General features: G+C 46.6%; 21 protein-coding genes. 5 read left to right on the plus strand and 16 right to left on the minus strand.

From position 1 onward, the window contains the following. Window positions 1-192: 192 nt before the first annotated feature. Together dapF and MHI55_RS21185 are read right to left on the minus strand one after the other, a co-directional pair. A complete protein-coding gene (dapF, locus tag MHI55_RS21180) occupies window positions 193-1,026 on the minus strand; it encodes a diaminopimelate epimerase (protein ID WP_076251213.1) in 834 nt (277 codons plus the stop codon). Between the two features lie 182 nt (window positions 1,027-1,208). Further along, complete coding sequence (locus tag MHI55_RS21185) at window positions 1,209-4,067, minus strand: calcium-translocating P-type ATPase, SERCA-type (RefSeq protein ID WP_339186536.1); 2,859 nt, start codon at window positions 4,065-4,067, stop codon at window positions 1,209-1,211. Window positions 4,068-4,423: 356 nt separating this feature from the next. Here MHI55_RS21185 and MHI55_RS21190 point away from each other — a divergent pair, with 356 nt between their 5' ends. Continuing rightward, window positions 4,424-6,196 (plus strand): NFACT RNA binding domain-containing protein, encoded by a 1,773-nt coding sequence (locus tag MHI55_RS21190; protein WP_100527114.1) that lies wholly within the window; start codon window positions 4,424-4,426, stop codon window positions 6,194-6,196. A gap of 206 nt (window positions 6,197-6,402) precedes the next feature. Continuing rightward, a complete protein-coding gene (locus MHI55_RS21195) occupies window positions 6,403-6,849 on the plus strand; it encodes a GNAT family N-acetyltransferase (RefSeq protein ID WP_340386820.1) in 447 nt (148 codons plus the stop codon). 142 nt (window positions 6,850-6,991) lie between these two features. Here MHI55_RS21195 and MHI55_RS21200 read toward each other — a convergent pair whose 3' ends face one another. The 8 genes from MHI55_RS21200 to MHI55_RS21235 all read right to left on the minus strand — a co-directional run bounded on the left by MHI55_RS21200 (window position 6,992) and on the right by MHI55_RS21235 (window position 15,281). Continuing rightward, window positions 6,992-7,861, minus strand: coding sequence for a PHP domain-containing protein (locus tag MHI55_RS21200; RefSeq protein WP_340386822.1), 870 nt, complete (start codon window positions 7,859-7,861; stop codon window positions 6,992-6,994). A 67-nt stretch (window positions 7,862-7,928) separates the two neighbouring features. Continuing rightward, window positions 7,929-8,852, minus strand: a complete 924-nt coding sequence (locus tag MHI55_RS21205; RefSeq protein WP_036614641.1) for a selenium metabolism-associated LysR family transcriptional regulator — start codon at window positions 8,850-8,852, stop codon at window positions 7,929-7,931. 132 nt (window positions 8,853-8,984) lie between these two features. Continuing rightward, on the minus strand, window positions 8,985-9,422 hold the full coding sequence (locus tag MHI55_RS21210) for a hypothetical protein (RefSeq protein ID WP_017687436.1): 438 nt from the start codon (window positions 9,420-9,422) through the stop codon (window positions 8,985-8,987). Window positions 9,423-9,587: 165 nt separating this feature from the next. Continuing rightward, window positions 9,588-9,851 carry a YlbG family protein gene (locus MHI55_RS21215; protein WP_026080981.1) on the minus strand — a complete coding sequence of 88 codons (264 nt, stop codon included), beginning with the start codon at window positions 9,849-9,851 and terminating at the stop codon, window positions 9,588-9,590. A gap of 30 nt (window positions 9,852-9,881) precedes the next feature. Further along, window positions 9,882-10,319, minus strand: coding sequence for a YlbF family regulator (locus tag MHI55_RS21220; RefSeq protein WP_036614642.1), 438 nt, complete (start codon window positions 10,317-10,319; stop codon window positions 9,882-9,884). Between the two features lie 152 nt (window positions 10,320-10,471). After that, window positions 10,472-12,190 (minus strand): helicase-associated domain-containing protein, encoded by a 1,719-nt coding sequence (locus MHI55_RS21225; protein WP_340386824.1) that lies wholly within the window; start codon window positions 12,188-12,190, stop codon window positions 10,472-10,474. A 36-nt stretch (window positions 12,191-12,226) separates the two neighbouring features. After that, complete coding sequence (locus MHI55_RS21230; RefSeq protein WP_340386826.1) at window positions 12,227-13,921, minus strand: DNA repair helicase XPB; 1,695 nt, start codon at window positions 13,919-13,921, stop codon at window positions 12,227-12,229. A gap of 190 nt (window positions 13,922-14,111) precedes the next feature. Then, window positions 14,112-15,281 carry a M20 family metallopeptidase gene (locus MHI55_RS21235; RefSeq protein WP_100527109.1) on the minus strand — a complete coding sequence of 390 codons (1,170 nt, stop codon included), beginning with the start codon at window positions 15,279-15,281 and terminating at the stop codon, window positions 14,112-14,114. A gap of 210 nt (window positions 15,282-15,491) precedes the next feature. Between MHI55_RS21235 and MHI55_RS21240 the strand changes: the two genes are divergently transcribed. Together MHI55_RS21240 and ftsW are read left to right on the plus strand one after the other, a co-directional pair. Then, window positions 15,492-15,839 carry a YugN family protein gene (locus MHI55_RS21240; protein ID WP_036674884.1) on the plus strand — a complete coding sequence of 116 codons (348 nt, stop codon included), beginning with the start codon at window positions 15,492-15,494 and terminating at the stop codon, window positions 15,837-15,839. Window positions 15,840-15,852: 13 nt separating this feature from the next. Beyond that, window positions 15,853-17,142: a putative lipid II flippase FtsW gene (gene ftsW, locus MHI55_RS21245; RefSeq protein ID WP_036614653.1), complete on the plus strand. Its 1,290-nt coding sequence runs from the start codon at window positions 15,853-15,855 to the stop codon at window positions 17,140-17,142. 128 nt (window positions 17,143-17,270) lie between these two features. Here the strand turns inward: ftsW and MHI55_RS21250 are convergent, their stop codons facing one another. Beyond that, window positions 17,271-17,633, minus strand: a complete 363-nt coding sequence (locus tag MHI55_RS21250; protein ID WP_017687428.1) for an Asp23/Gls24 family envelope stress response protein — start codon at window positions 17,631-17,633, stop codon at window positions 17,271-17,273. 183 nt (window positions 17,634-17,816) lie between these two features. Between MHI55_RS21250 and cax the strand changes: the two genes are divergently transcribed. Continuing rightward, a complete protein-coding gene (cax, locus tag MHI55_RS21255; RefSeq protein WP_340386828.1) occupies window positions 17,817-18,887 on the plus strand; it encodes a calcium/proton exchanger in 1,071 nt (356 codons plus the stop codon). Window positions 18,888-19,070: 183 nt separating this feature from the next. On the opposite strand, the gene MHI55_RS21260 is transcribed toward cax, so the two are convergent. The 5 genes from MHI55_RS21260 to MHI55_RS21280 form a co-directional block, all read right to left on the minus strand. Continuing rightward, window positions 19,071-19,364 carry a YlaN family protein gene (locus MHI55_RS21260; RefSeq protein WP_036614657.1) on the minus strand — a complete coding sequence of 98 codons (294 nt, stop codon included), beginning with the start codon at window positions 19,362-19,364 and terminating at the stop codon, window positions 19,071-19,073. A gap of 225 nt (window positions 19,365-19,589) precedes the next feature. After that, the gene (locus MHI55_RS21265; RefSeq protein ID WP_036614658.1) at window positions 19,590-19,835 is read right to left on the minus strand and encodes an HPr family phosphocarrier protein; all 246 of its coding nucleotides are present in this window, start codon (window positions 19,833-19,835) and stop codon (window positions 19,590-19,592) included. Between the two features lie 96 nt (window positions 19,836-19,931). Then, window positions 19,932-21,047: an aminopeptidase gene (locus MHI55_RS21270; protein ID WP_076250860.1), complete on the minus strand. Its 1,116-nt coding sequence runs from the start codon at window positions 21,045-21,047 to the stop codon at window positions 19,932-19,934. A 111-nt stretch (window positions 21,048-21,158) separates the two neighbouring features. Further along, entirely contained in the window at window positions 21,159-22,049 is an 891-nt protein-coding gene (locus tag MHI55_RS21275) for a hypothetical protein (RefSeq protein ID WP_076250858.1), read from the minus strand. A gap of 102 nt (window positions 22,050-22,151) precedes the next feature. Continuing rightward, on the minus strand, window positions 22,152-24,143 hold the full coding sequence (locus tag MHI55_RS21280) for a sensor domain-containing diguanylate cyclase (RefSeq protein WP_076250856.1): 1,992 nt from the start codon (window positions 24,141-24,143) through the stop codon (window positions 22,152-22,154). Window positions 24,144-24,306: the final 163 nt, after the last annotated feature.

Below are 24,306 nucleotides of genomic sequence, written 5' to 3' on the forward strand. Positions count from 1 at the left end.
TGATCATTTACATACTAATGTAACACAAAAAACGCTAAAAAACGAAGAAAAACACAGGTTTTTGATGAGTATCCAGCTCATATGGACTTTCTTGCCATACAGCCACCAATATGTCTCTGTACAGGAGACACGACTTATCCTTTTTGACAAAAAAAGAGGCCCGCAGGCCCCTTTGGTTAAACCTTTCACTTTTTATGAAGTGATTCCTTTAAAAACAACTTCAGCAGGTCCAGTCATGTACACATGATTGTCAGCTTCATTCCACTCAATGTGGAGATCCCCACCCTTGAGGCTGATGACTGCTGTACGATCTGTATGTCCATTCAGGACAGAGGATACCAGTGTCGCACAAGCTCCGGTTCCACAAGCTAGTGTTGGACCCGCTCCGCGTTCCCATACACGCATGTCCACATATCCACGGTCACGAACTGTGGCGAATTCCACATTGATTTTTTTTGGAAACATCGGATGCACTTCAAGAAGTGGTCCCCAAGTCGTGAGGTCAAAATTCACAGCGTCATCTACATAGATAACCGCATGCGGGTTACCCATGGATACGGCGGTGAATTTGAACGCATGTCCATTCGCTTCAATGTAGTGATCAACCACTGGGTTGGCATCCACCGTTGTAGGCACTTGAAGACCGTTCAGGATCGGCTCGCCCATATCGACACGAACCGTTTCCACTTTACCATCACGAATGTTGAGACTCACAGGTTGTACCCCTGCACCAATCGTTTCAATGGTGATCTGCTCCTGGCTCACGTGACCATGATCGTATACGTATTTGGATACACAGCGAATGGCATTACCGCACTGTTCTGCTTCCGAACCGTCCGAATTCATGATACGCATCTGAAAGTCCGCCTTCTCCGAAGGCAGTATATAAACCAGGCCGTCCGCACCGATGCCAAAGAAACGGTTGCACCATTTCACAGCCAACTCTGCCGCATCTGCCGGAAGCTCCTTTTCACCAAATACAACGATAAAATCGTTACCAAGTCCATGCATTTTCGTAAATTCCATAATCTTGCCCACTCCTTTTGGCAGTCTGCTGCCAAAGCTATATTCTTGCTCTTCTACAGGATTACCATAGAAATTCATATTCAGCATTTACACAAAAAAGCTATCCTGCAAAATGCCAAAGCTTCCGCTTTGAATCATTTTGAGGATAGCATACCGAAATAGGTAAGGAAAAGGTATTGATTTTATGCCGAAAACTTTGTACTTTTCGGTACGAAGCGGCCAGTACCACCCATACGGCGGCGATTACGACGACCACCCCAGACGCTGCCTGCGCCCATAAGGAACGTGGGAATGCCCGCAGCAACGATACAGATCGCCCATTCACGCAATCCCAAAGGTACGGTTTTGAAGATCGGCTGTAACGGTTCAACGTACATGACAACCAGCATCAGTACAACCGATGAAATCACCGCAAGAACCAGATATTTGTTCTGTAAAGGATTCCGGTGGAAGATGGACCGCGAACTACGGCAATCAAAGACATGAATAAGCTGCGCCAAAACAAGTGTAGCAAAAGCCACAGACTGTGCCTTGATCAGTTGACCCGGATTATCCGGCGCAGCCTGAAGGGTAAGCCAGAACGCTCCGAGTGTGCATAACCCAATCAACACACCCCGGCTGACGATTTTCCACCCCAGTCTGCGGGCAAAAATGTTTTCCTTGGCGCCACGGGGTTTGTGTTCCATCAGATCTTTCTCAGGCTGATCTACCCCCAGCGCCATTGCAGGCAAACCATCCGTTACGAGGTTAACCCACAGAATCTGAATAGGTACGAGTGGTAGCGGCAGGCCCATCATCATTGCAAAGAACATTGTCAATATTTCGCCCACGTTTGATGCCAGCAAATAACGGATAAACTTGCGAATGTTCTCATAAATATTACGGCCTTCTTCAATGGCAGCCACAATGGTTGAGAAGTTATCATCACTCAGAATGAGCGCCGAAGCTTCCTTCGTGACATCCGTTCCTGTAATGCCCATCGCTATGCCGATATCTGCAGCTTTGATCGCCGGAGCATCATTGACTCCATCACCCGTCATCGCGACGACATGCCCTTTGCGCTGTAACGATTTCACGATGCGAAGCTTGTGTTCCGGAGATACCCTTGAGAACACGTAGATGCCCTCTACCTGTTTATCCAGTTGCTCGTCTGTCATGCCTGCCAGTTGCTGACCACTTAACGAAGCCCCTCCGCGGGGAAGAATCCCCAACTGATGAGCAATGGCTTCTGCCGTTGTTCCATGATCACCTGTGATCATGACAGTTCGTATCCCCGCCTTGCGGCATGTTGCAATCGCATCTCGCACTTCACGACGTGGTGGATCTATCATACCTGCAAGTCCTACGAAGACAAGCTGACTCTCGGCGGCATGTTCGTTAGCCACTTTTTCTTCCGGCCGCACTTCACGGTAGGCCATTCCGAGGACACGTAGTGCTGCTCCGGCCATGCTCTCATTTGCTGCCATTACTTTCTGTCGCAGTGTTCCAGTGAAAGGTACAACCTTGCCTTCCCACAAAATATAACTACAGTGTCCGATCAACACATCCGGTGCACCTTTGGTATAGATCATTCGGCCCCCCTGATGATGAACCAGGACCGACATGCGTTTTCGCTCCGAATCAAACGGGAATTCCTGCTGGCGGGCATACAACTCTTTAAGTCCGGCAGGAGTAAGCCCCATTTTGGAGGCCAGTGTGACGAGTGCCCCTTCCGTCGGATCGCCTTTCAGCTCCCAGGATACATTATCTCGTTGAACGGTTTCTTCTTGGAGGTCACCTTTTTTCGTGTTTTTCTTGCCGTCCTTTTTGGTATCCTTGCCCTTTTTCTTGCTCCCCACCTCGCTTGCAGCACTTTCCACAATACTCGCATTGTTGCAAAGCGCGCTGATCTGAAGCATTCTGCGCAAGGACTGGTCACTCTTCAGTTCCACCGTACGACCGTTCTCCAGCATCTGCCCTTCAGGTGCATAACCATCCCCGGTAACCTTGATGTTACGTCCCTCCAGCCACACATCCGTTACCGTCATCTTGTTCTGGGTGAGCGTGCCAGTCTTATCCGAACAGATTACGGATGCACAGCCCAGAGTTTCGACAGAAGGCAGTTTGCGTACAATGGCTTTACGTTTGATCATACGCTGCACGCCTAGTGCGAGTGCAATGGTTACAATGGCCGGCAGGCCCTCCGGTATGGCAGCCACCGCGAGGCTGACCCCTGCCAGAAACATGCCAACGGCTGGTTGTCCGTGCAATATACCTGCGACGACAACCATAATGGTTAATCCCAATGCGACAAAAATCAGAATTTTGCCCAATTGCTCCAGCCTGTGCTGTAACGGTGTTTCTTGCTCCTCCGTATTTTGGATCAGATCGGCGATTTTGCCCATCTCCGTCTCCATCCCCGTACGAATGACTACACCTTTAGCTGTGCCACGAGTGACCATGGTACCCATAAAACCAATATTCTTCTGATCACCCAGCGGAACGTCCTCGTCCGCAATCGGAAGGCAATGTTTGCTTACAGGAACCGATTCCCCGGTAAGTGCCGATTCCTCGACATCCAGACTGTTCGTTTGCAGCCAGCGCACATCAGCGGGTATGCGGTCCCCACTCTCCACCATGATAATATCCCCGGGGACAAGTTGTTTGGCGGCAAGGTGTACTTCCTGGCCTGAACGAAGCACTTTGGCAAGAGGTGCAGACAACTGTTTCAATGCACGAAGAGATCGTTCAGCCCGGAATTCCTGTACAAACCCCAGAATCGCATTCAGTACGATAATAGCCACAATCGTTACCGCATCCAGATACTCACCCAGTAATCCGGATACCAACGTTGCTCCCATCAACACCAGCACCATAAAATCCTTGAACTGATTCAAGAGCAATGTAATTGGAGAAATGCGTTTCCCCTCGCTCAGCTCATTCGAACCGACCACTTTCCTCTTCTCTGCTACAGCTTCATCCGTCAATCCTTCCTGCGGGCTGACGCCAAGAGTGTTACGAAGCTCTTCATCACTAAGTTGATGCCACTTGGTATGTTCCATGCTTCAAGTTTCCCTCCCAGTCTGTATTTCATCTGCAAAATAAGCTCACATGACTCACCGGCGCGCTGGTCGACAGGCTGTACACTATGCCGGACAAACTACCTGCTCTATATGTATTCGGACAGGTCTGTGATTAGCACCCGGAAGGTGAATCCTTTCCCTGATGGACAGAATAGGCTAAAATAAAAGTCTGCGATGTTCTGCGCAGTACCAATTCCAGCGTTCAACAGGCAAGCAACGAAGAATCTGTAGCCAGTCCTTGTTTTTTTACATACCTGGTTGCACGTTTCAGTTATATAGATGAAGCATTTGGCATGATAAATGCAGATGCTCGATAGAGAGAGGAAGTGGAAAAAATGGCATTGGACGGCATTGTGACACGGGCCATTGTTCATGAACTGCAAGGCTGCATTGGTGGACGTATCAGCAAGATCCATCAGCCGAATGGCCATGACGTAGTTCTCACCCTGCGTGCTCAGCGCGGAAATAGTAAATTGCTTGTTTCGGCAAGCCCAACCTATCCCCGTGTGCATTATACGGAAAAGACATTCCTTAACCCTACGGAAGCACCCATGTTCTGCATGTTGCTCCGTAAGCACTGTGAAGGTGCAATCATTGAGGAGATCCGTCAGATTGGTATGGAGCGTATTATCCACATCAATGTGCGCCAGCGCGACGAACTGGGGGATGTTTCGGTTAAACGGATCATCATTGAATTGATGGGGCGTCACAGTAATATTATTTTGCTTGATCCTGTAACTGGAACGATTCTGGATGGCATTCATCATGTGACTCCTTCAATCAGTAGCTACCGGGTAATCATGCCTGGATTCGCGTATACTGCCCCACCCGAGCAACATAAAAGTAATCCGCTCGAAGTGAGTCGTACAGCTTTCGAGGACAGCTATCATGCCGCTGAAGAAGATGCATCACGCTGGCTTGTGAACTCCTTTAGCGGTCTTAGCCCGTTAATTGCGGGAGAGATTGCTGCTCGTGGAATTGCTGCTGAAGGCACCGTGAGCACTCCAGCTGTGGTTGAGGGTGAAAGCCGAGTTGAGGCTGGTGCACTCTGGAACGCTTTTGAAGCCGTGATGGGACCTGTCAGAGATCATATCTACACACCTGTAACCGGAATGAACGCCAAAGGCAAAATGATTTTCTCAGCCGTTCATCTTCAGAGCATTCAGGATTTGGAGAAAACCTATGACACGATGAGCAAGTGCATGGAAGATTATTACGGAGATAAGGCTGAACGAGACACGGTTAAACAGAGAGTAAGTGATCTGCTCCGTTTTCTGCAGAATGAGCGAAGCAAAAACATCAAAAAGCTGGACAACCTGAACAAGGATCTACTGGAAGCGGACGATGCGGACAAGTTCAGACTATGGGGTGAGTTGCTGTTTGCCTCCCTGCATCAGGTCCACAAAGGGGACAAGAGCGTGGAGCTTGTGAACTTCTACGATGAAGACCAAGCCAACATTACCATTCAGCTTGATCCGTTGCTCACACCGTCTGACAACGCACAACGTTATTTCAAGCGTTATAACAAATATAAGAACAGTCTGGCTGTTATTCATGAGCAGCTTGGAAAAACCAAAGACGAGATTGACTACCTCGATAACCTGTTACAGCAGCTCTCCATTGCATCGATGAACGATATTGAGGAAATACGGGACGAGCTTGTACAGCAAGGATACCTTCGTGACCGTAATAAAAAGGGTAAAAAGAAGAAGAAAAGTGACCGTCCAACCGTACACCAGTTCACCTCCTCGGAGGGAATTGATATTCTTGTGGGCAAAAACAACCTGCAGAATGAGTACGTGACCAACCGTCTCGCTTCTTCCAACGACACCTGGTTGCATACCAAAGACATTCCAGGTTCACATGTCGTTATTCGCAGTACGGACTTTGGTGAAGCTACATTGGAAGAAGCAGCACAGCTTGCTGCCTATTTCAGCCAGGCCAAGGAGTCCAGCAGTGTGCCTGTGGACTACACGTTTATCCGTCATGTGCGCAAACCAAGTGGTGCGAAGCCTGGTTTTGTGATCTATGATCATCAGAAGACCTTGTTTGTCACGCCAAATGATGAATTGATCAAAAGTCTGCCATCCACCATTAAAAATGGATAGTATGCTTAGCTCATAAGGTGCGATGTAACAGTAACAATAGAAAAATCCCCTGACCATTAACGGTTCAGGGGATTTTTGTTATTGCATTACTTGTTTGAATGATATGTGAAGCTCAGCTTATTTAGCTTTCTCATTGAATTTTTATTCATTTATATGTATAATAATTCGATTGTGATGAATAAATTTATAGTTAAAGGAAGTGTATCATGACCATACATATTCGAGAAACGCAACCTGATGATCTGAAACCCCTGATGGCATTAATGCATGACTATGTGGTGGGATTCTACAACAACCCCTGGCCTGGTGATCAATCCATCCAGCTTTTGATCAACAACCTGCTTAATCAGAAGATCGGTGCTCAATTCGTGGCAGAAGAGGACGGGAAGCTTATCGGATTTTCTACCCTGTTCTTTACATACAGCACGATGAAAGCAGAGCGTGTCGCCATCATGAATGACCTATTTGTTACGGAAACATTCAGAGAAGGCGAAGCAGAAGCCAAATTATTTGCACACTGTCAGCAATATACGCGTGACCATGGATGTGCATATATGTCTTGGATCACAGCAGTGACCAATGAGCGGGCACAGCAATTATTCGAACGTCTCGGGGCTACACGTGGCGCTTGGGTAAACTATTCAATAACATAGACTCTTTTGAGAACAAAAAAAGGGACATGCAAACATGAAGGTTCAGCCCTATCATGCTTGCATGTCCTTTACTCCTTCGATCTTAAATGTATCCAGTAATACAGAATTTATTATAGTCAGATAGAGCGTTCCAACGTCTCGCTTACTCTCCCTTTTGCTGTGAAGCAGCTGCCTTCAGCCTTTCCAACACATCAACCGTTACGGTCTTGCTACCAAGATCCCCGTGGAAAACAACACCTTGCCGTTTACCATGATAATCAGATCCACCTGTTTCAATGAGGTCGTATTCCTTGGCCAGCTCACCATACCTTCGTTCCTCTTCCGGGCCATGGTCCGAATGAAACACCTCAATGCCATCTGGATGAGAGTCTTCGATGATACGTCGCACCAACTCATCATCGTTATAGAGACCCGGATGGGCAATCACAGCGGCTCCACCTGCGGCTCTGATCCACTCGCAAGCATCCTCTGGTGCAACGCGGGGTACAGATACAAAGCCTGGCTTGCCTTCAGCAAGATACTGATCAAATGCATCCCGCATGTCAACAGCGTAGCCTTTTTTCACCAGCACATCGGCCATATGAGGTCTGCCAATACTCTCATCCGGCTCTAACGGTCGTCCCAGCTCATCCAGTACCTCCTGCCAGCTTATATCAAGCCCGAGTTCTTGCAGCTTGGCGATAATCAGATGATTCCGCTCATCTCGCGCTTCTCGTAATCCGGCCAACCGTTGCAGGAATATCTCATCCTCCGTATTAACGTAATAGCCCAGTACATGAATATCTTTGCCGCCAGCCCGGGTGCTGATCTCCACTCCGGCAACAACATCAATATCGTACTCTTTTCCCGCTTGCTGTGCTTCCGCTACACCAGCTACTGTATCATGGTCCGTTAGGGCAACCGCAGATAGCCCTTTTTGTTTGGCAAGCTTCACATTATCAGCAGGTGGCTGCATTCCATCGGAAGCCTGACTATGCGTATGAAGATCACAGCGTCCTTGGCGCTGATCCATGATCAACAGCTCCTTTGTTTAAAATTGATTATGATTCAATCTTATCTACCATTGATGTTGCCAACGATTATGCCTTCCCCGTCTTATGTACCGACTTAGGCTGCTCCTGCTGACGCAGATAATTCAGGAAAGCGACTGCTGACAGGGGCAACAAGGACGATTTTAGATGGATGGCATAGAACTGCCTTTTGAATTCGAGTCCGCGGATATCCACAATATGAACAAGTCCCAGAGCCAGTTCATGCTGCACCGAAGAAGGAGATAACATCGTAATACCTACCCCTGCCTCCACGGCCGATTTTACCGCTCCTGTACTGCCAAGTTCCATCACTACATTCATATCTTGTGGATCAATCTTTTTCTTTTGCAATTGGTCTTCCATCACCTGACGAGTACCCGAGCCCTTCTCACGCAGCACAAAAGGATAATTCATTACATCCTCAATATTCACTTTGCTACGCTTAGCCAAATCATGTCCGGCAGGTACAATCAGTTTCAGCTCGTCCTGCATGACAGGCTCCACAATCATGTCCGGGTGGTGCACTGGCGCTTCAATCAGACCAAAATTAAGCTGGTGCTTCAATATATCATCCATAATTTGCGTTGTATTCATCACTTTCATGACAATTGAAATATCCGGATATTGAAGTGCAAATGGTCCGAGCATGCGTGGAAGCACATATTCCCCGATCGTTAAGCTGGCTCCCAGCTGGAGTCTGCCCTGTAACATCTGAGTAAACGCCGACATCGCTTCGTCCGTCTGTCTGACCAACTCTACACTCCGTTTCGCATGAGGTAATAAAGTTCGGCCAGCCTCAGATAATTCTATTTTTTTGGTGGAACGATGCAATAACTTGGTGCCAAAATAGTCCTCCAATGATTGAATCTGCATCGTTACTGCCGGTTGAGTCATATGTAATGCTTGTGCAGCCGCCGAGAAACTCCCCTTCTCTGCTACCGTATAAAAAATATGCAATTGGTGAAAATTCATATCTTCGCCCCTCTTCGATTACACTCTCTACATTGTAGCCGATTTCCCGCTTAGCAACAAAAAAAGCATGCAGCTTGTCTGCATGCGATAATCCTTGAATCTATGATTTCAACATATTGAATCTACTCAGGCTTACTTATGCTTGCGGCTATTTTTGACCAACGTCATTCTTCTTGAATGTCTTAACCATGAATAATATGATTTCAGGTCCCTCAACTCAATGGTCTCCGACATACGTCCCAGAAACGTAACTACAATCATTTTGTGCAGCGGGTTGCCCGCAATATCATATTCTCCTTCAAGTTCGGAAAATTCGGCGACCACCACCAGATCCTCATCAATCAGGTAGACGTCCTGTTCATTACGGTAGTATGGTGTTATACGGTCCTGCTTCAGACACTCCCATAACCACGCCGCAATATGGTCATCATCACTACGTGCAGGCTCAATACGGTCTGCATACCGCATCTTGGCATGATGGGTAATGACGATGTCGGCCACTTTCTTGTCTCCAAGAGCCACGAAAAACGGCTCGTAGGTGCTCCAACGTTGCATCACCTTATCACGCATGGGAATCACTCTCCACCAGATAGGACTTTCTATCTATTTATTACCAAATATATTACAACATTAGTCCCGCAACCTCAAGGCGTAAGTTTAACTTTTTTTCACAATAGCCAATTTGTGTATAATTCAAGAAAAGAGCGACCCCAAAGGGTCCCTCCAGTTTCTCGTCTATATTCCGTAAAAGCTCGTTTTGTCCATCGTTTTGCTCGCATACTCGGTTTTGATCTCATTACGATACGAGCGTTCGATCTTGCGCACATAGGAAAGTCGCTTCACATTTTTCATCGTATCATCTGCCCGTTCTGCATTAACATACATGACTACATAATGCATACGGCGGGAGATATAATGCACGGTGCCATATTTTTCGAGATTACGGGCAGCCTTCAAATCACTGACCCAAATAATGAATCCTGTCCTTTCCGCAAACATCATCGTTCCCCGCCCTTCTATAATGATTACTTAACTGCAACCACACTTGCCGCCACTACCGCAGCCGCCCTTCGGATTCGGGTCATTGCTCGGTACTTTAATGGTCGTTGACACTGCAAATGCAATGGTCTCTGACATCTGGAATAACATATCATCCAGGGACTTCTCTGCCTGTTTGAAGCGGATTACCGCCTCGAAATTTTCCAACTCCTGTTCCAGAGCCTTCACCTGGTCTTTTGCTGCATGATAATCCGGGTGAAAATGACCGAAACGCTGTGTTTCTTCAAACAATTCCTTCTTGGCATTCAGCTTCCGAATCCCCATCTGAATCTCAGGGGTAGTCTCGACTTGCTGCTTCCAATATAAATAATCCGATACTTCGGCAGATTGGTTAATCATGTCGCCCAGTTCATATGCGCCCGTTAACACTTGGGCCATATCGACCGTGTTCATTTCCGCTACGCTCATGAAATATTCATCCTATCTATATATAAAGTTCTACTTAACGTAGACTACCTCATCATAGCATATCCATGAATAGTTAAGAAGAGTTTTTCCTGCAATTAGAAATAGGGGGAACTCGAAAATTCGCCTTTCAACCTGATATTCACGTGAAATAGTCAGGTTATGACATCATCTGGCAGGATAAGACGCATTGTATCCCACTCTGACGGGGAGAATGTACGCCATTCCGTCTCTGATGTATTTTCACTTGAATCCAACATGCACCAACCGCTTAAAGTCCATTGTTCATGACCCTCTACCTGATGTGGAATGAGGTATTGCGTTTGATTTTCCTGTTGTATCCCCAGCTTGGTCTGCCACTCAATGGCTTTGGCAGCAATCTGTCGGGCGGTTGAACTATGATATCGACGCCACTCCTTGTACCATGTCTCCGGTATCTCCTCAAATCCCAACAGAGAGAACTTCTTCTCAATGACAGAATGATCACGCTCCAACCCATGCAGAGAAGCAGGGACTTCAACCAGACCTAGATTATCGGGAGTGTAGAAAGAAGAATATACACCGCTCAACACATCATTTTCTAATAACTTCGGATCATCTGCGGAGCCTGTACTTGCCTCCATTACCTTCATACTCCGATTTACAGTCAACGGTGCAGCATCCGTCTCCTTGCCCCAATCTGCTAACGCAATACGTACATTCTCTGGTATGCCTGTCAGCGCATATTGATCCAGACACTCTATCACTTCATGTAATTCATACCCTCTGGCTAAGGCCGAAATGAATCGCTCTCTTGTCATACGGTAGATGGACATTCGATCACGCATCACCCGTTCTGCGCATTGCTCCAGCATCCAGATCACATCAGGCCCTGCTTCGGGCGGCACCAACATTTCGAAATCAGGCTGCATGTAAAATCCACACGGCTCCGCCTCACTTACCATCTCTTGTTCTCGATATAACAGGCTATGCGGTTCGATCAGCCAACGGAATGCCAGCGCTCCCGACTGATCTTCTCCTACTTCACCATAACCCCAGCCAGCCAGTGCGTATAGCCAGCCCCTGATCCGTGGTTTCAATTCCAAATTCTCTATATGGCACCATATGTTTTTTTCTGGAGCCAACACTGCCAATTGATAACGGAAATGCTGCAACGCGGGTTCAGCTTCTCCGTATCTTTCCATACACGCTTGATATATTTCCCGATGCATCTGTCTCCACGAGAGCTGCAACCATTTGTGTAATCGATGATCTACAATCTGAATTTGGCCATCTGACTTCTGAACGAGATTCAGACTGAGCAGTAGATCGAGAAGGATAGCTACGTGGGTCGGATACAAATCCGAATGATCATATCGGATGCCCAGACCTTCAAAGTCTGTCGAAGATAACACCGTGATCACACTTAATTTTTGAACACTTTTCTTATGTATAGTGCCCTTCCCTGTCAAAGGAAGTCCTTCTCTTTCAATCCACGCGATCAGATGAAGAAGTTCCGCAGCAATATCCGGCTTTCCTTCCTGTAATACATGAGCATGCTGTGCCATCTGTTTAACGGTTATGCCCACTTTTTGTGCGTAAGCAATCGTCAATGTTTCCATCAACGAAGCAGGAATATAAAATAATTGCTCTCCCCAACTCTTATATACAGATTCAATCCATTTTTGCTGTCTAAGGCTGGCGAATGAAGATTTGGCTTCTGCGACACTTAGTCCTTCGATGGCCCACTGTTCTCGTGGCAGGAGGGAGGAAAAAGGCTGACCGGCATGTTTGTGAAAAATTGCACCAAGCACTTTTTGTTCCACCAAAGCAAGCTTTGACCATGAATCAAGGTTCAGTACCACAGGCTCATCTATTGCTTCAAATGAAGACATATCCCAATCCCTCCTCTTTTCGCGAGTATAAATGGACTATTCGTTCTCATGAACGATGGCATATTCATATCCCTGCTCGACCAAGAACATCTGACGGTTTAATGCAAACTCCTGTTCCTTACTATCCTCTGATACCAACGCATAGAAATATGCTTTGTTTTCTCCAGCTTTTGGTCTCAGAATTCTTCCCAAACGCTGTGCCTCTTCCTGCCTTGACCCGAAACTTCCGGATATCTCAAGCGCAACAGCAGCATCAGGCAAATCCACAGCAAAATTGGCAACCTTGGATACCACAATTGTTTTAATCTCTCCACGTCGAAAAGCGGCAAACCACTTGATTCGCTCTTGCTGTGACATGGTACCCGAGATCAAAGGTGCTTCAATTTCCCGGGCAATCAACTCAAGTTGATCCAGATATTGTCCAATCACTAGCGCAGGCATATCCCGATGACGTTCCAGCAAACGCTTAACTACATGTACCTTCGCCGGATTCTCGGCAGCCAATCGAAATTGATGTTTAACCTCGGCTTGCAGATAATTTGATCTTAGTTCCGGGGAAAACGGAATACGTATCTCTTGACATTGTACATCAGCAATCCACCCTTGCTGCTCCAGTTGTTTCCACGGCATATCATAGAGCTTTGGACCAATCAACGAAAACACATCCTGTTCACAGCCATCCTCTCGAACCAATGTGGCCGTTAATCCCAGCCTTCGCGTAGCTTGAATATCCGCAGTTGCACGAAACACTGGTGCTGGCAGCAAATGTACTTCATCATATATGATCAGCCCCCATTGCCGCTCACTGAGCAGTTTGATGTGGGTAAAATCAGCATCCTTTGATTTCCGGTGTGTAAGAATCTGATATGTAGCTACAGTCACAGGTTTCACCTGTTTTTTCTGACCTGAATACTCACCAATCTGTTCGCTGGTAATCGTGGTTTTGTCTTGAATTTCCTGAATCCACTGTCGCACAGACGTTGTATTGGACGTCAAAATAAGGCATTCACATTGAAGCCGCTCCAGCACGGCCATGCCAATGACCGTTTTTCCTGCCCCGCAAGGAAGTACGAGTAAACCGCTTCCTCCCATGCCCTCACTGCCTTCGAATGCATCCACAGCCTCTCTCTGGTAAGAACGCAACGCAAACCGCTCAGAGTGGTCCCCCGGATCATTAGACCGCCAATCAAATGAAAGCTTGGTTCCCTCCCGATATCCTACGTAATCAAGTACGGGGTAACCCAATCGTGTTAATTCCCTTTTTAATAACCCTCGCTGTTCTCCTGGGAGCAGAAGTTCATGAGCGTCCTTACGTTCCATGCGAAAGGCAGCTATCGATTTCAATCCACTTAATTCATCCAGCAACCGCTCATCCTCACTGTAAAGACGCATTCTAGTGTGATCTGCTTCGGAATGCAGTTTTAATTTGCCATACTGATCCATGATTCTCCGAACATCCTGTATAAGTGCAGCAGGCACGTTCCAGCGGGATACCAGCTCCAAACTTGCGATGACCTGATCTGCATTCCATCCCAGCGCAGCCGCATTCCAGAGCGATAACGGAGTGATTCGGTAAGTATGGAACGCTGCCGGTGTCTTAACTAGTTCTGAATACATCCCAAGCTGCTCTCTTGCTCTTTCGAATCCGGGGTGGCCAACTTCCAGCAAAACTGTAAAATCTCGCTGAACGATACAAGCATCTGTGCTTACCATATGTTCTGTTCCTTCCATTTGGAGCCTTCCTCCTATCACAAAAAAGTCCAGTTCCGGCAGCTTCCGAAAATGAACCACTTTAAGTGCACGTTCAAAAAGTCTAGTTTTCAGTACCGAAAAGTGGACTTTTGGACAACATCTATAAAATCCACAAAAAAACATCCTGCCCATACCTCGGTATGAACAGGATGCCCAACTGCATCTAAAGTCATTCTGCTGTGTAACCCTTAGCCATAGCTATGAACAATCTAACGGCCGTCTGCATTGCGTCTTCATCAAAATCAAACATCGGATGATGATGCGGATAGATCGCATTTTTATCTGGGTTGCCTGCTCCAACAAACATAAAGCACCCTGGAACCTTCTGCAGATAATACGCAAAATCTTCCGCTGGCATCAGCATCGGGGAAGCTTGCACTCGTTCTGCCCCAAATAATTCTGTAGCTTCTCTGAAGAAACGTTCTGTCTCCTGTTCATCGTTCACCACAGGCGGATATCCCATAATATATTTCACTTGCGTCTCTGCGCCATAAGCTGCCCCTGTCTGGGCTACCATGGTAAGCACACGCTCTTTCATCCCGTTTCGGGTCTCTTCATCAAACGTTCTTACCGTACCGCTCATTTTGCATTGCTCTGCAATTACATTCTGAGCCGAGCCCGCCTGCATTGTACCAATGGTCAGCACCGCGGGTTGCAATGGATCCACCGAACGACTGACAACGGTCTGAAGCTGCATCACAAGCGCAGAACCCGCGATAAGACTATCTATCGTGGATTGTGGCATCCCGCCATGTCCACCTTTGCCTTTGATCTCAATGTAAAAATCGTCCGCCGCCGCCATCATCGGTCCTGCTTTACTGGCAACAACACCTATAGGCAGCGGGGTCCACAGATGAATGCCATATATGACATCCACGCCTTCAAGCGCACCATCCGCAATGACCTGAACTGCACCACCCGGAAGCAGTTCTTCTGCTGGCTGGAACAAAAAGCGAATCTCTCCTTGGATCTCCTGCTTGTGACGACTGAAATACAATGCCGTACCGAGCAAGATGGAGATATGACCATCGTGGCCGCATGCATGCATCGCTCCTGCTTGTTGTGATGCATACTCGATATTCTTTTCATCCTGAATTGGAAGTGCGTCCATATCAGCTCGCAGCATGACGACAGGACCCGGCTTGTCCCCACGAATGGTACCGATGACCCCGTGACCACCAACATGACGCCTCACTTCAACGCCAAAGCTCTCCAACATATCCGCTACAAAAGAGGATGTCTTCTCCTCATGAAAGGAAACCTCGGGATTGCGATGAAGATGACGCCGCCATTCCACCATGTGGATCTGCAGATCTTCCCACCATATATTATTAGTCATGTCTCTCCACCCTTTCAATCTTGAACGGGACTTGGATCAAGCCCGAACCTTCCTCTTCAAACCTATTGCTGTATATTGTAGCAGAATTGGAAGAAAACCGATACGAAACGCCTTTGGAAAGCTTGCACGGGAAGGGGAAACATACTATCATGAACTAGAGAAATACTCGAGAAATTATACTCGGAAGCTTATGAGGAGGATCAAACGCTTATGATTTTTGAGAATACAGGCTTGGATGGCTTGAAGAGCGACTTGGCATACCTGGATGAGAGCGCCGAGAAAGTCGGATTTGTCCGGTGGCAATGGGAATATTACCGTGCTACATATGACTACAAAATTGAAGATGAACTAACCAACTCAGAATACTTTGTACGCATTAATACCCGCGCTGTGGAAGGCAAATTGGAAAAACCGGATACCGTTCTTGCTGTGGAAGCAGTATACCTCGGCAAAGCCACTTTCCCTCACGGCCTGGATTATGACTCTTCCGTTCCGCAACCAGTCGTGAAGCTGGCAGCCGAAAAATTACAGCAGCTTAAAGAACTGCTGGAAGCATAGGCTGGGCCAAACGATGAAACAACAAACGGCCCAAACGAAAACGAAGAGAGGCACGCCGGATTTTCAACTGCTAATCCTCACTTTATTGTTGGTGGGCTTTGGACTGGTGATGGTATTCAGCTCCAGTTCCAGCATTGCAATCGCAAGCGATAAATTTAACAATGATGCCCTTTACTTCACGAAAAAACAACTTATGTGGGCGATTATCGGTCTATTTGGCATGTTTTTTGCCATGAATATCCGCTTCAACAAGTACAAAAAGCTCTATGCACCCTTTTTCCTGCTCACTACGGTCATGCTGGTGATTGTTTTGATCTCAGGTGCAGTATTGAACGGTGCACGAAGCTGGATTCACATTTTTGGTTTCAGTCTTCAGCCTGCAGAGTTCGCAAAAATTGCTATCATTCTCTATCTCTCTGCTCTTATTACCAAAAAAGGCGAGAAATTCAGGGTTTTCAAGACAGGGTACGTTCCCGTCTTGTTCATCGTTGGATTCATCGCAGGGCTGATTATGCTGCAACCAGACTTCGGTACCACCTTCATTCTGGTGTCCACCTGTGGTCTCTTGATCTATGCCGGTGGAGCCAGTATGAAACATATCCTGGGTTCGATTCTCCTGGTTGTACTCGGTGGGGCACTGGCGTTCGGAGCGAATTCCCTGTTTTCTTCCATGTCTCCTTCCGACACAACGACTGCTACAACAGCAGTCACTGCGGAGCAGAACTACAAGATCGGACGTATTCAGGCTTTCCTTGATCCAATGTCCGATATTAATGGCGGAAGTCTTAACCTCTACCGTTCTCTTGTTGCCATTGGTGATGGCGGCATGACAGGTTCAGGGATTGGACAAGGTACGATGAAGCTGCACTATTTGCCAAACGCGTATAATGACTTTATTTTCTCCGTAATCGGGGAAGAACTCGGATTCATCGGAAGTGCCTTATTCCTGCTTGTTTACCTGTACTTCATCTGGCGCGGAATTATTGTCTCTCTCCGCTGTCCCGATCCATTCGGAACATTGGTCGGCATAGGTATCATGGGACTAATCGCGATTCAGGCATTTATCAACATCGGTGGTGTAACTCAAACCATTCCGGTGACGGGGGTTACGCTTCCGTTTATCAGTTATGGGGGTACCTCACTCTTTGTAATGATGGTTGCCATGGGCATTCTGCTCAGTATCTCACGCACCAACAATCTGGACGTGATCAAGGAAGAGAAAACGAAGTCCGTAACTGTACAGACACAGACTCGTACCTCTCCTGCTCTTCGTTCACGGGAGTCCATCCGTCGGATTCGATAAAAAACAACACAAAAAAGGCTGTGCACCTAATGGATGCGCAGCCTTTTTATGTGTACTCGGTACAATTCTGTCTATCAAGATGAAGAACAGGTCAATATCGCTCTGTCCTCCATTGCGGATTGCGATTTCTACAGATCGTCGCCTTTGAAAGATACGCCTTCTACCTTTACATTGACTTCAACCACGCGTAATCCGGTCATGGTCTCTACCGCTTCTCTTACATTCTGCTGAAGCATACGGGAAACTTCATGAATCGGGGTTTCGTATAGGACGATGATGCGCAGGTCAATGGCTGCTTCCAGCTGGCCGACCTCAACGCTCACGCCTTTCTGTACGTTTTTACCGCTGAGTCGCTTCGCCCAGCCCTCTGACAATCCTCCAGACATTGCGGCAATTCCGGGTGTTTCCATTGCAGCCATTCCGGCAATTTTTGCAACCACGTCATCGGCAATCCGGATGTTTCCGCTCTCCAGTTGAAGTTGTTCTGCCATGCCACATCCTCCTTCACTTCGTTACTCGTATTTTAAATCCTTTCCACCCCAAAAAGCAAATTAAACTCAAAAAGATGCGTTTACAACCTACCACCATTTGGTTATATTGAAATATGAAAATAATCTCATAAGCGATTTACAATGCAATTCAAAACAAAATAATTTATAACCGAGGTGTTTGTTGTGAGAAACCGGATTTCATCCATTTTGCTGATTGCGTTCTTTGCACTCAGTGCCATCGCCCACTACTTGAAATGGGATTCGATTCTACAGTTCGTGATATCAGCCATTTCGGTTATTTTTGTGGCCGGTTTTTTAGGCAAAGCCACCGAAAATGTAGCCCACTACGCCGGACAGCGGCTGGGTGGATTCTTGAATGCCACCTTCGGCAATGCTGCCGAATTGATCATCGCCATTTTCCTCGTCAAAGAGGGACTCTTCGACATGGTCAAAGCTAGTCTGACAGGTTCTATCATCGGAAATCTGCTATTAGTGCTCGGGTTAAGTATTTTTGCCGGAGGACTCAAGTTCAAAATTCAGAATTATAATGTTTCACTTGCAGGTCTGAATGGTTCCCTGATGATTGTTGCCATTATTGCCCTGTTTATTCCGGCAGTCTTTCTCAATACACATTCCATTACACAGAAAGACACCAATACACTTAGTCTCATCGTGGCCGGATTGCTCATCCTCGCGTATATTGCGTGGTTGCTATTCTCCATGATGACACATAAGAACTACCTCGCAGACGTCACTGAGGATCGCGATGAAGAGTTACCTCATGAGCATGCTCCGGCATGGTCCAAGAAAAAATCAATTCTCTATCTGGTGCTCGCAACAGTCATGGTTGCCTTCGTCAGTGAATGGCTGGTGGGCACGCTTGAAGTCTTCACTTCGGAATTTGGACTTAGCGAACTGTTTGTCGGTGCATTCCTTGTAGCCATCATCGGTAATGCGGCCGAACACAGTGCAGCCATCATGCTTGCCATGAAAAATAAAATTGGAGCCGCCGTTGAAATTGCGGTTGGCAGCAGTTTGCAGATCGCACTCTTCGTTGCTCCTGTACTGATTTTTGTCAGCTACTTCACAGGCAGAACCATGGATATCGTATTCACAACGATTGAGTTGGTCGCCATCGGCGTATCCGTATTTATTGCGAAGTCCATCACCCAAGATGGTTCAACGAATTGGTACGAAGGTTTACTCCTGCTCGTGGTATATATCATACTCGGTGTATCCTTCTTCCTGGTGTAACCAGGCCCTCACGTATCGATTAAAATAAACAAGCCACAAGAGGCAGTCCGAATTTACATTCGGTGCTGTCTCTTTATTTGTATACGCCTTCCGGCTGGCTTGCATCCCCACCCCGTTCAGACGCACAAAAAAAGCATGCATAAACGCCTGCATGCCTTCTATTCTGACCCGCGCATTTGCAGGCTATTGCTCATTCTTCTTGTTCAAGGCTTCATATAAAATTGCCAAATTCCGCTCAAGCGCGCTAACCAGCTGCTTACCTGCACCTTCTGGAAGGAGCCCTGCACGAACAGCAAAATCAACTTCTTTGGAGAACCCATACATCTGTGTATCCAATACTTCCTCATAGAGAGGGCAGTAGCGGGTAGCCAGATTCTCCATCTGTACTTCAATAAGCTTCTGTATTTTATCTGCATCTTCTTGAAGAAGACTGATCGCTTTCAAACTCAGCTGGTCCTGCAGATCAGATGAAGTCATGCATTTTTCCCCCCTATGTCCCAAAAATCGCGTAAAGACGTTCTACCTCTAATATTAGACGAAATGAAGAGCTAATACAAGAACCTGACCAAAATAAGCCCGCAAAGTTAAGCCTTTTGTTGAAGCTTAATCCACCTGTTCCAGTCACGTCCAGACGAGTATTCAGATCATTCCATGCCAAAAAACACCCCTGCCAAAAAAGGCAAAGGTGCTTCTTGAGAGCTATTACTCAGATGCGATGCTTACATTCAGTCCATGCTTGGCAAATACTTCTGACATGGCTGCTTTCGCTTCAACTGCATCTGGACCATGAACATGCAGTTCATAGCTGTGCGTGCTGATCAGCGTTGTAAACAATCCGAGAATACTTTTTACATCGATATACTTGTTCTCCGAATGAAGCACGATTGAAGAAGTAAACTTGCCTGCTGTTTGAGCAATTTCTACTACAGCCGCGTTATTACTCGACATAGGAATCCCTCCGTCTTTTTACTATTGGTATCATCTATTAATTACCACTACATGATACCGTGAATCCGCTTTCCTAGCAACAGCAAAATCCTGTTCCTACTTCAAACGGTCCGGATTCAAGCATTCCAGCTCAGGAATGACAAAGATACCGTCTTTACGAATCAGCACATCGTCAAAATAAATCTCCCCGCCGCCATAATCCGGACGCTGGATCAATACGAGATCCCAGTGGATGGACGAGCGGTTGCCATTGTCGGTTTCTTCATACGCCTGACCTGGCGTAAAGTGTAAGCTGCCTGCGATTTTTTCATCAAACAGGATATCTTTCATCGGATGAAGAATATGCGGGTTAAATCCAATCGCGAATTCACCGATATGACGAGCACCCTCATCCGAATTCAAGATTTCATTCAAACGCTCTGTATCGTTACTTGTCGCTTCAACAATTTTGCCATCCTTGAACGTGAACTTGATATTTTCAAAAGTCACTCCATTGTACAGGGTTGGCGAGTTATAACTAATCGTTCCGTTCACGGAATTGCGCACAGGGGCACTGTACACTTCGCCATCCGGGATATTTTTTTGGCCAGAACATTTCTCTGCACCGATATCTTTAATGGAGAAGCTCAGCTCTGTTCCTGGTCCGGTGATACGAACTTTATCCGTCCGCTTCATCAGGTTAGCAAGCGAGTCCTGCGCTTTGTCCATTTTGGCGTAATCCAGGTTACATACGTCGAAGTAGAAATCTTCGAACGCTTCTGTACTTGTATTGGCGAGTTGCGCCATACTTGCGTTAGGGTAACGCAGTACAACCCATTTCGTATGTTTGACACGTTGTTCACTATGTACCGGGTGGGAGTACAATGCATTGTACATTTTCATTTTTTCTTCCGGCACATCGGACAGATCATTCACATTTTCTCCCGCACGAATACCGATATAACAATCCATCTGTTTCATACGGTTCAGATCAATCTCTGCCCATGTTTTCATCATTTCTTCTGTGGCATTTTTCAGCATCGCACGCTGTACGGTTTTATCGGTCAACTGTACAAAGACGTTACCACCTTTTTTTCCTACCTCTTCAATAATGGCGTTAATCAGATCACGTTCCGATCCAATCATCTCAACCAATACATTTTCACCAGGCTGTACATCTACTGAATAGCCCACCAGGTTTGCTGCAAGCTTTTGAATTCTTGGGTCTTTCATCTTGGTAAAATCCTCCTGTCATCTGCCATACTTGAATTGAACAACGGTAAATTACGATACTATTGTAGCACGCGAACAGTCATCCCGTCAGTAGGCAGTCCCTCACTTCGTTTATTGATATGACTTGAAGTTCACATCGGTGACAAGGGCTTCTTTGTTACTTTTACGGTTGTTGTCCGTGTAACTCATCTGACTTTCAGAGGATAAGCGAAGAGGCAGACTGCTCTTCCGATCTACCGTGAGATGATATACCGTCTGCACGCTCGCTTGTTTCATCATCTGTTGCATCGTTGTTTCGCCCTGTTTCCAAACTTTCTCCAGATCCTTCTCAAGCTTCTCCTTACGCGCCCCTTTCACCGTAGCTGCCTTATGCATATATTCTGCCCGAATGGCGTTCATCTCGTCGTTTAGCTGGGTTACAGCCCATGATTTGGCGTCTTCCGGTGCAAGTTCAATCCGTAATGTTCTGGTTCGACGACCGGCCCCATACTCGGATTGAATCGTTTTGTGCATCCCATCAATCTTCTCCAATTGGGCGATTGGGTTAAATCGAGAAAGAGACCCACGCAGCGGCTCATGCTGCGCTGACAATGCCATCCATTGCCCTTGTTTCCGCTCAAAAGAGGCGCTAAACCCACTGGGCTGTCCATTATTTTTTACGGCAGTTGTTTGAATGCCTGTCCCCACAGCAGTTACTTCTCCAGGTAATCGGGTCTGAAGGGTCAGACGATCATGATTCTCCAGCTTGCCTTCAAATTTGAACTGATTCTCAAACAGCCCACTGTTCTCCCGTCGAAGTCCTGCCTCTCCTTCAAAACTCAACGTTTCTTTTCCCGCTATCCCCGATAAAGCCAAGGAAAAGACCTCTTCAGGCGTTTGATCTCGCTGGATTAATCCACAACCCGGAACACCAATAATCACGATGCTCACAAATAACCATAATGTACGTACCGAATGGCGGTTAAACATGTCTATCTTCACCCTTCCATGAACTTTCTCCATAGATTGCCCCGCCCGTATACGCTTATACTTCCTTCTATACACATCTTGATTCTCCCATGCACAAAAAAAAGAGAACGACTCCGCAATTGGAATTGTTCTCTCTTAACGTGTTACATCCTGTTCCTCTACAACGATTCTGTTCCGACCACCATTCTTGGCGCTATACAAAGCCATATCAGCCCGATAAAACAAGGACTCTACACTGACCTTTTCATCCATCCAACTCCACTCTGCGATGCCACTGGATACCGTAACGGGCGGTCTGGTCTCTTCTGCGACTCTCTTTCGAATCACTTCCGCATAATCTAACGCCTGCCTTACACTCACCTGTGGCATATAGATCGCCAGTTCTTCTCCACCCCATCTGGCGCAGACATCCTCCGAGCGAACAGAGCTGGTGACGATCTCACTCACTTGCTTCAATACTTGATCCCCCGTCTGGTGTCCGAATGTGTCATTCACCTGTTTGAACTGATCAATATCCACCACAATGAGGGAGCCACAGAATTCATGAGCCTGTCGCTCGTGAATCACACTGTCCAGATAATGCCTCACGTACAGGCCTGTCAACATATCCAGATTAGCCAAGCGCCGAACCTCGGCATGTAACGTGGCATTTGACAGGGCAAGCCCAATATGAATAGATAACATCTGCAAGAGCCTATAGTTATCATATGAAAAGTAGTGCTCTCTACTGTGTCCCAGCAAAATGGCACCCTTCACTTCACCATTGACTCGGATCGGTGATGCAATCAGTGACATGGATCCAGTATCTTCCATGAAAAAGGAGGACACTTTATCAAATTGCGCATAATTGGCTATAATAAGCGGTTCCTCTGTTCGATAGACCAAACCTGCGATACCGTAGTCTACAGAAAAGGATTGGTGAAAAACATCTTTCACGTTAGATGACATGACTTCGAAGTCATTTGTACTGTCATTGAGTTGAAGAATGCAACACGTTTCAGCCTGGAATATTTCCTTTAACTCTTGTTCGGATAGTTGATAAATCTCCGAAAGATGCAGACTCTTGTTCAACCGCTGTGTAAGATCATTAATTAAACGAAGTTCCTGAATTAACATATTGGATTGTTCATGCAACTTGGCGTTCTCAAAGGCCGTTCCTGCAGTGTCTACCATCATCGTAATCAATTGCAAGTCCGATTCTTCCATAATCTCTTCATTCATTTCGATATGGAACACACCGTATATGCCTTGTTTGCCTTTCAGCGGAATCCCTACATCTACAATGCGGTTCTCTGCATCATGTGAGCGAGCAACGATCAGCTTACCTTCCATAAATGAACGCACACAAATATCTTCTCCTCGCTCGTGGACAAGCAACGGTTTAATCCGTGGATCAGAGTTGCTCTGATCCTGAGACATATACAATTTGATATAAGTAGCCGGGTACAAGTAATCCATACTGTCAAATACCTCATCCAATATGGCCTCGACATCCATTTTGTCATGCATTCGCTGAACAATCTGAAAGAGGATGGACCTCCGGTGTTCCTCACGGGCTGTTTGTTCATGAGCATGTAACAGGTCCGTCATAAATATGTATTCGAATCTTCGGTAAAAGCAGGTGTGATAATGCAATGCCTCAGATTGAACCACAGCTTCAGACGTTTCATATCCATTGGATTCATAGATCACAGCAGTGAATACGGCAAACATATCCTTGTTAGTTCTGGAGAATAAGGGATGTGTTATTATAAGATATTCTCCGTGTTCGCTTGTCCCTTTAAGGGACAGGGCCTGTCTCTTATCCAAACATTCCAATACCAGCCTGCGTGCATTTACGCCCGGATCAGCTTCATGATCGCTATCGTATCCTATGCAATCACCTTCCGTGTTCCACACACTGTAAAAGGTTGATGGTCTGGCCAGCCTTGAACCCACTCTGGAGTTCCAGTCACTGTATGCCTGCTCTAGCAAGCTGCCCAAATATGAAAAATCAAAAGGTGTGATATCCATTTTTTGCATCCACAACACATGCTCTTCATGAGAACGAGGAGCGGCAAAAGATGCGGAATCGCCCGAACTTCGTGAATTCAAGCTGGCAGGTAAACTTCTTAGATGTTCTAACATGTCAGGCGCTCCTTTGCACCGTTTTTGCATCCACCAGGATGCATTAATCTGCAGACGTTATCGCAAACCTGCAAATTCGTTGCGATAACCTTGTTACATAAAGATGATTTAAAGTTAAGATACAATCTATTTTACTCTGTTTAAACCATTTTTGCATCCATAT

The sequence above is a fragment of the Paenibacillus sp. FSL E2-0151 genome (genome assembly GCF_037993015.1).
GTDB classification, from domain to species: domain Bacteria; phylum Bacillota; class Bacilli; order Paenibacillales; family Paenibacillaceae; genus Paenibacillus; species Paenibacillus amylolyticus.

Bases quoted from the DNA above. Each gene is read 5' to 3' on its own strand.
- MHI55_RS21250 (WP_017687428.1), bottom strand. From the start codon at position 17,633: ATGGCAGAACAACTTCAACTGGAGAGCGGAAACATCCGGATTGCCGAT.
- MHI55_RS21200 (WP_340386822.1), bottom strand. From the start codon at position 7,861: ATGGATCAGCGCCAAGGACGCTGTGATCTTCATACGCATAGTCAGGCT.
- MHI55_RS21225 (WP_340386824.1), bottom strand. From the start codon at position 12,190: ATGTCTTCATTTGAAGCAATAGATGAGCCTGTGGTACTGAACCTTGAT.
- MHI55_RS21205 (WP_036614641.1), bottom strand. From the start codon at position 8,852: ATGAATTTTCACCAATTGCATATTTTTTATACGGTAGCAGAGAAGGGG.
- MHI55_RS21265 (WP_036614658.1), bottom strand. From the start codon at position 19,835: ATGTCGAGTAATAACGCGGCTGTAGTAGAAATTGCTCAAACAGCAGGC.
- MHI55_RS21190 (WP_100527114.1), top strand. From the start codon at position 4,424: ATGGCATTGGACGGCATTGTGACACGGGCCATTGTTCATGAACTGCAA.
- MHI55_RS21275 (WP_076250858.1), bottom strand. From the start codon at position 22,049: ATGGAGAAAGTTCATGGAAGGGTGAAGATAGACATGTTTAACCGCCAT.
- MHI55_RS21210 (WP_017687436.1), bottom strand. From the start codon at position 9,422: ATGCGTGATAAGGTGATGCAACGTTGGAGCACCTACGAGCCGTTTTTC.
- MHI55_RS21215 (WP_026080981.1), bottom strand. From the start codon at position 9,851: ATGTTTGCGGAAAGGACAGGATTCATTATTTGGGTCAGTGATTTGAAG.
- MHI55_RS21260 (WP_036614657.1), bottom strand. From the start codon at position 19,364: ATGACTTCATCTGATCTGCAGGACCAGCTGAGTTTGAAAGCGATCAGT.
- MHI55_RS21185 (WP_339186536.1), bottom strand. From the start codon at position 4,067: ATGGAACATACCAAGTGGCATCAACTTAGTGATGAAGAGCTTCGTAAC.
- MHI55_RS21220 (WP_036614642.1), bottom strand. From the start codon at position 10,319: ATGAGCGTAGCGGAAATGAACACGGTCGATATGGCCCAAGTGTTAACG.
- MHI55_RS21240 (WP_036674884.1), top strand. From the start codon at position 15,492: ATGATTTTTGAGAATACAGGCTTGGATGGCTTGAAGAGCGACTTGGCA.
- MHI55_RS21235 (WP_100527109.1), bottom strand. From the start codon at position 15,281: ATGACTAATAATATATGGTGGGAAGATCTGCAGATCCACATGGTGGAA.
- MHI55_RS21280 (WP_076250856.1), bottom strand. From the start codon at position 24,143: ATGTTAGAACATCTAAGAAGTTTACCTGCCAGCTTGAATTCACGAAGT.
- dapF (WP_076251213.1), bottom strand. From the start codon at position 1,026: ATGGAATTTACGAAAATGCATGGACTTGGTAACGATTTTATCGTTGTA.
- MHI55_RS21230 (WP_340386826.1), bottom strand. From the start codon at position 13,921: ATGGAAGGAACAGAACATATGGTAAGCACAGATGCTTGTATCGTTCAG.
- ftsW (WP_036614653.1), top strand. From the start codon at position 15,853: ATGAAACAACAAACGGCCCAAACGAAAACGAAGAGAGGCACGCCGGAT.
- MHI55_RS21270 (WP_076250860.1), bottom strand. From the start codon at position 21,047: ATGAAAGACCCAAGAATTCAAAAGCTTGCAGCAAACCTGGTGGGCTAT.
- MHI55_RS21195 (WP_340386820.1), top strand. From the start codon at position 6,403: ATGACCATACATATTCGAGAAACGCAACCTGATGATCTGAAACCCCTG.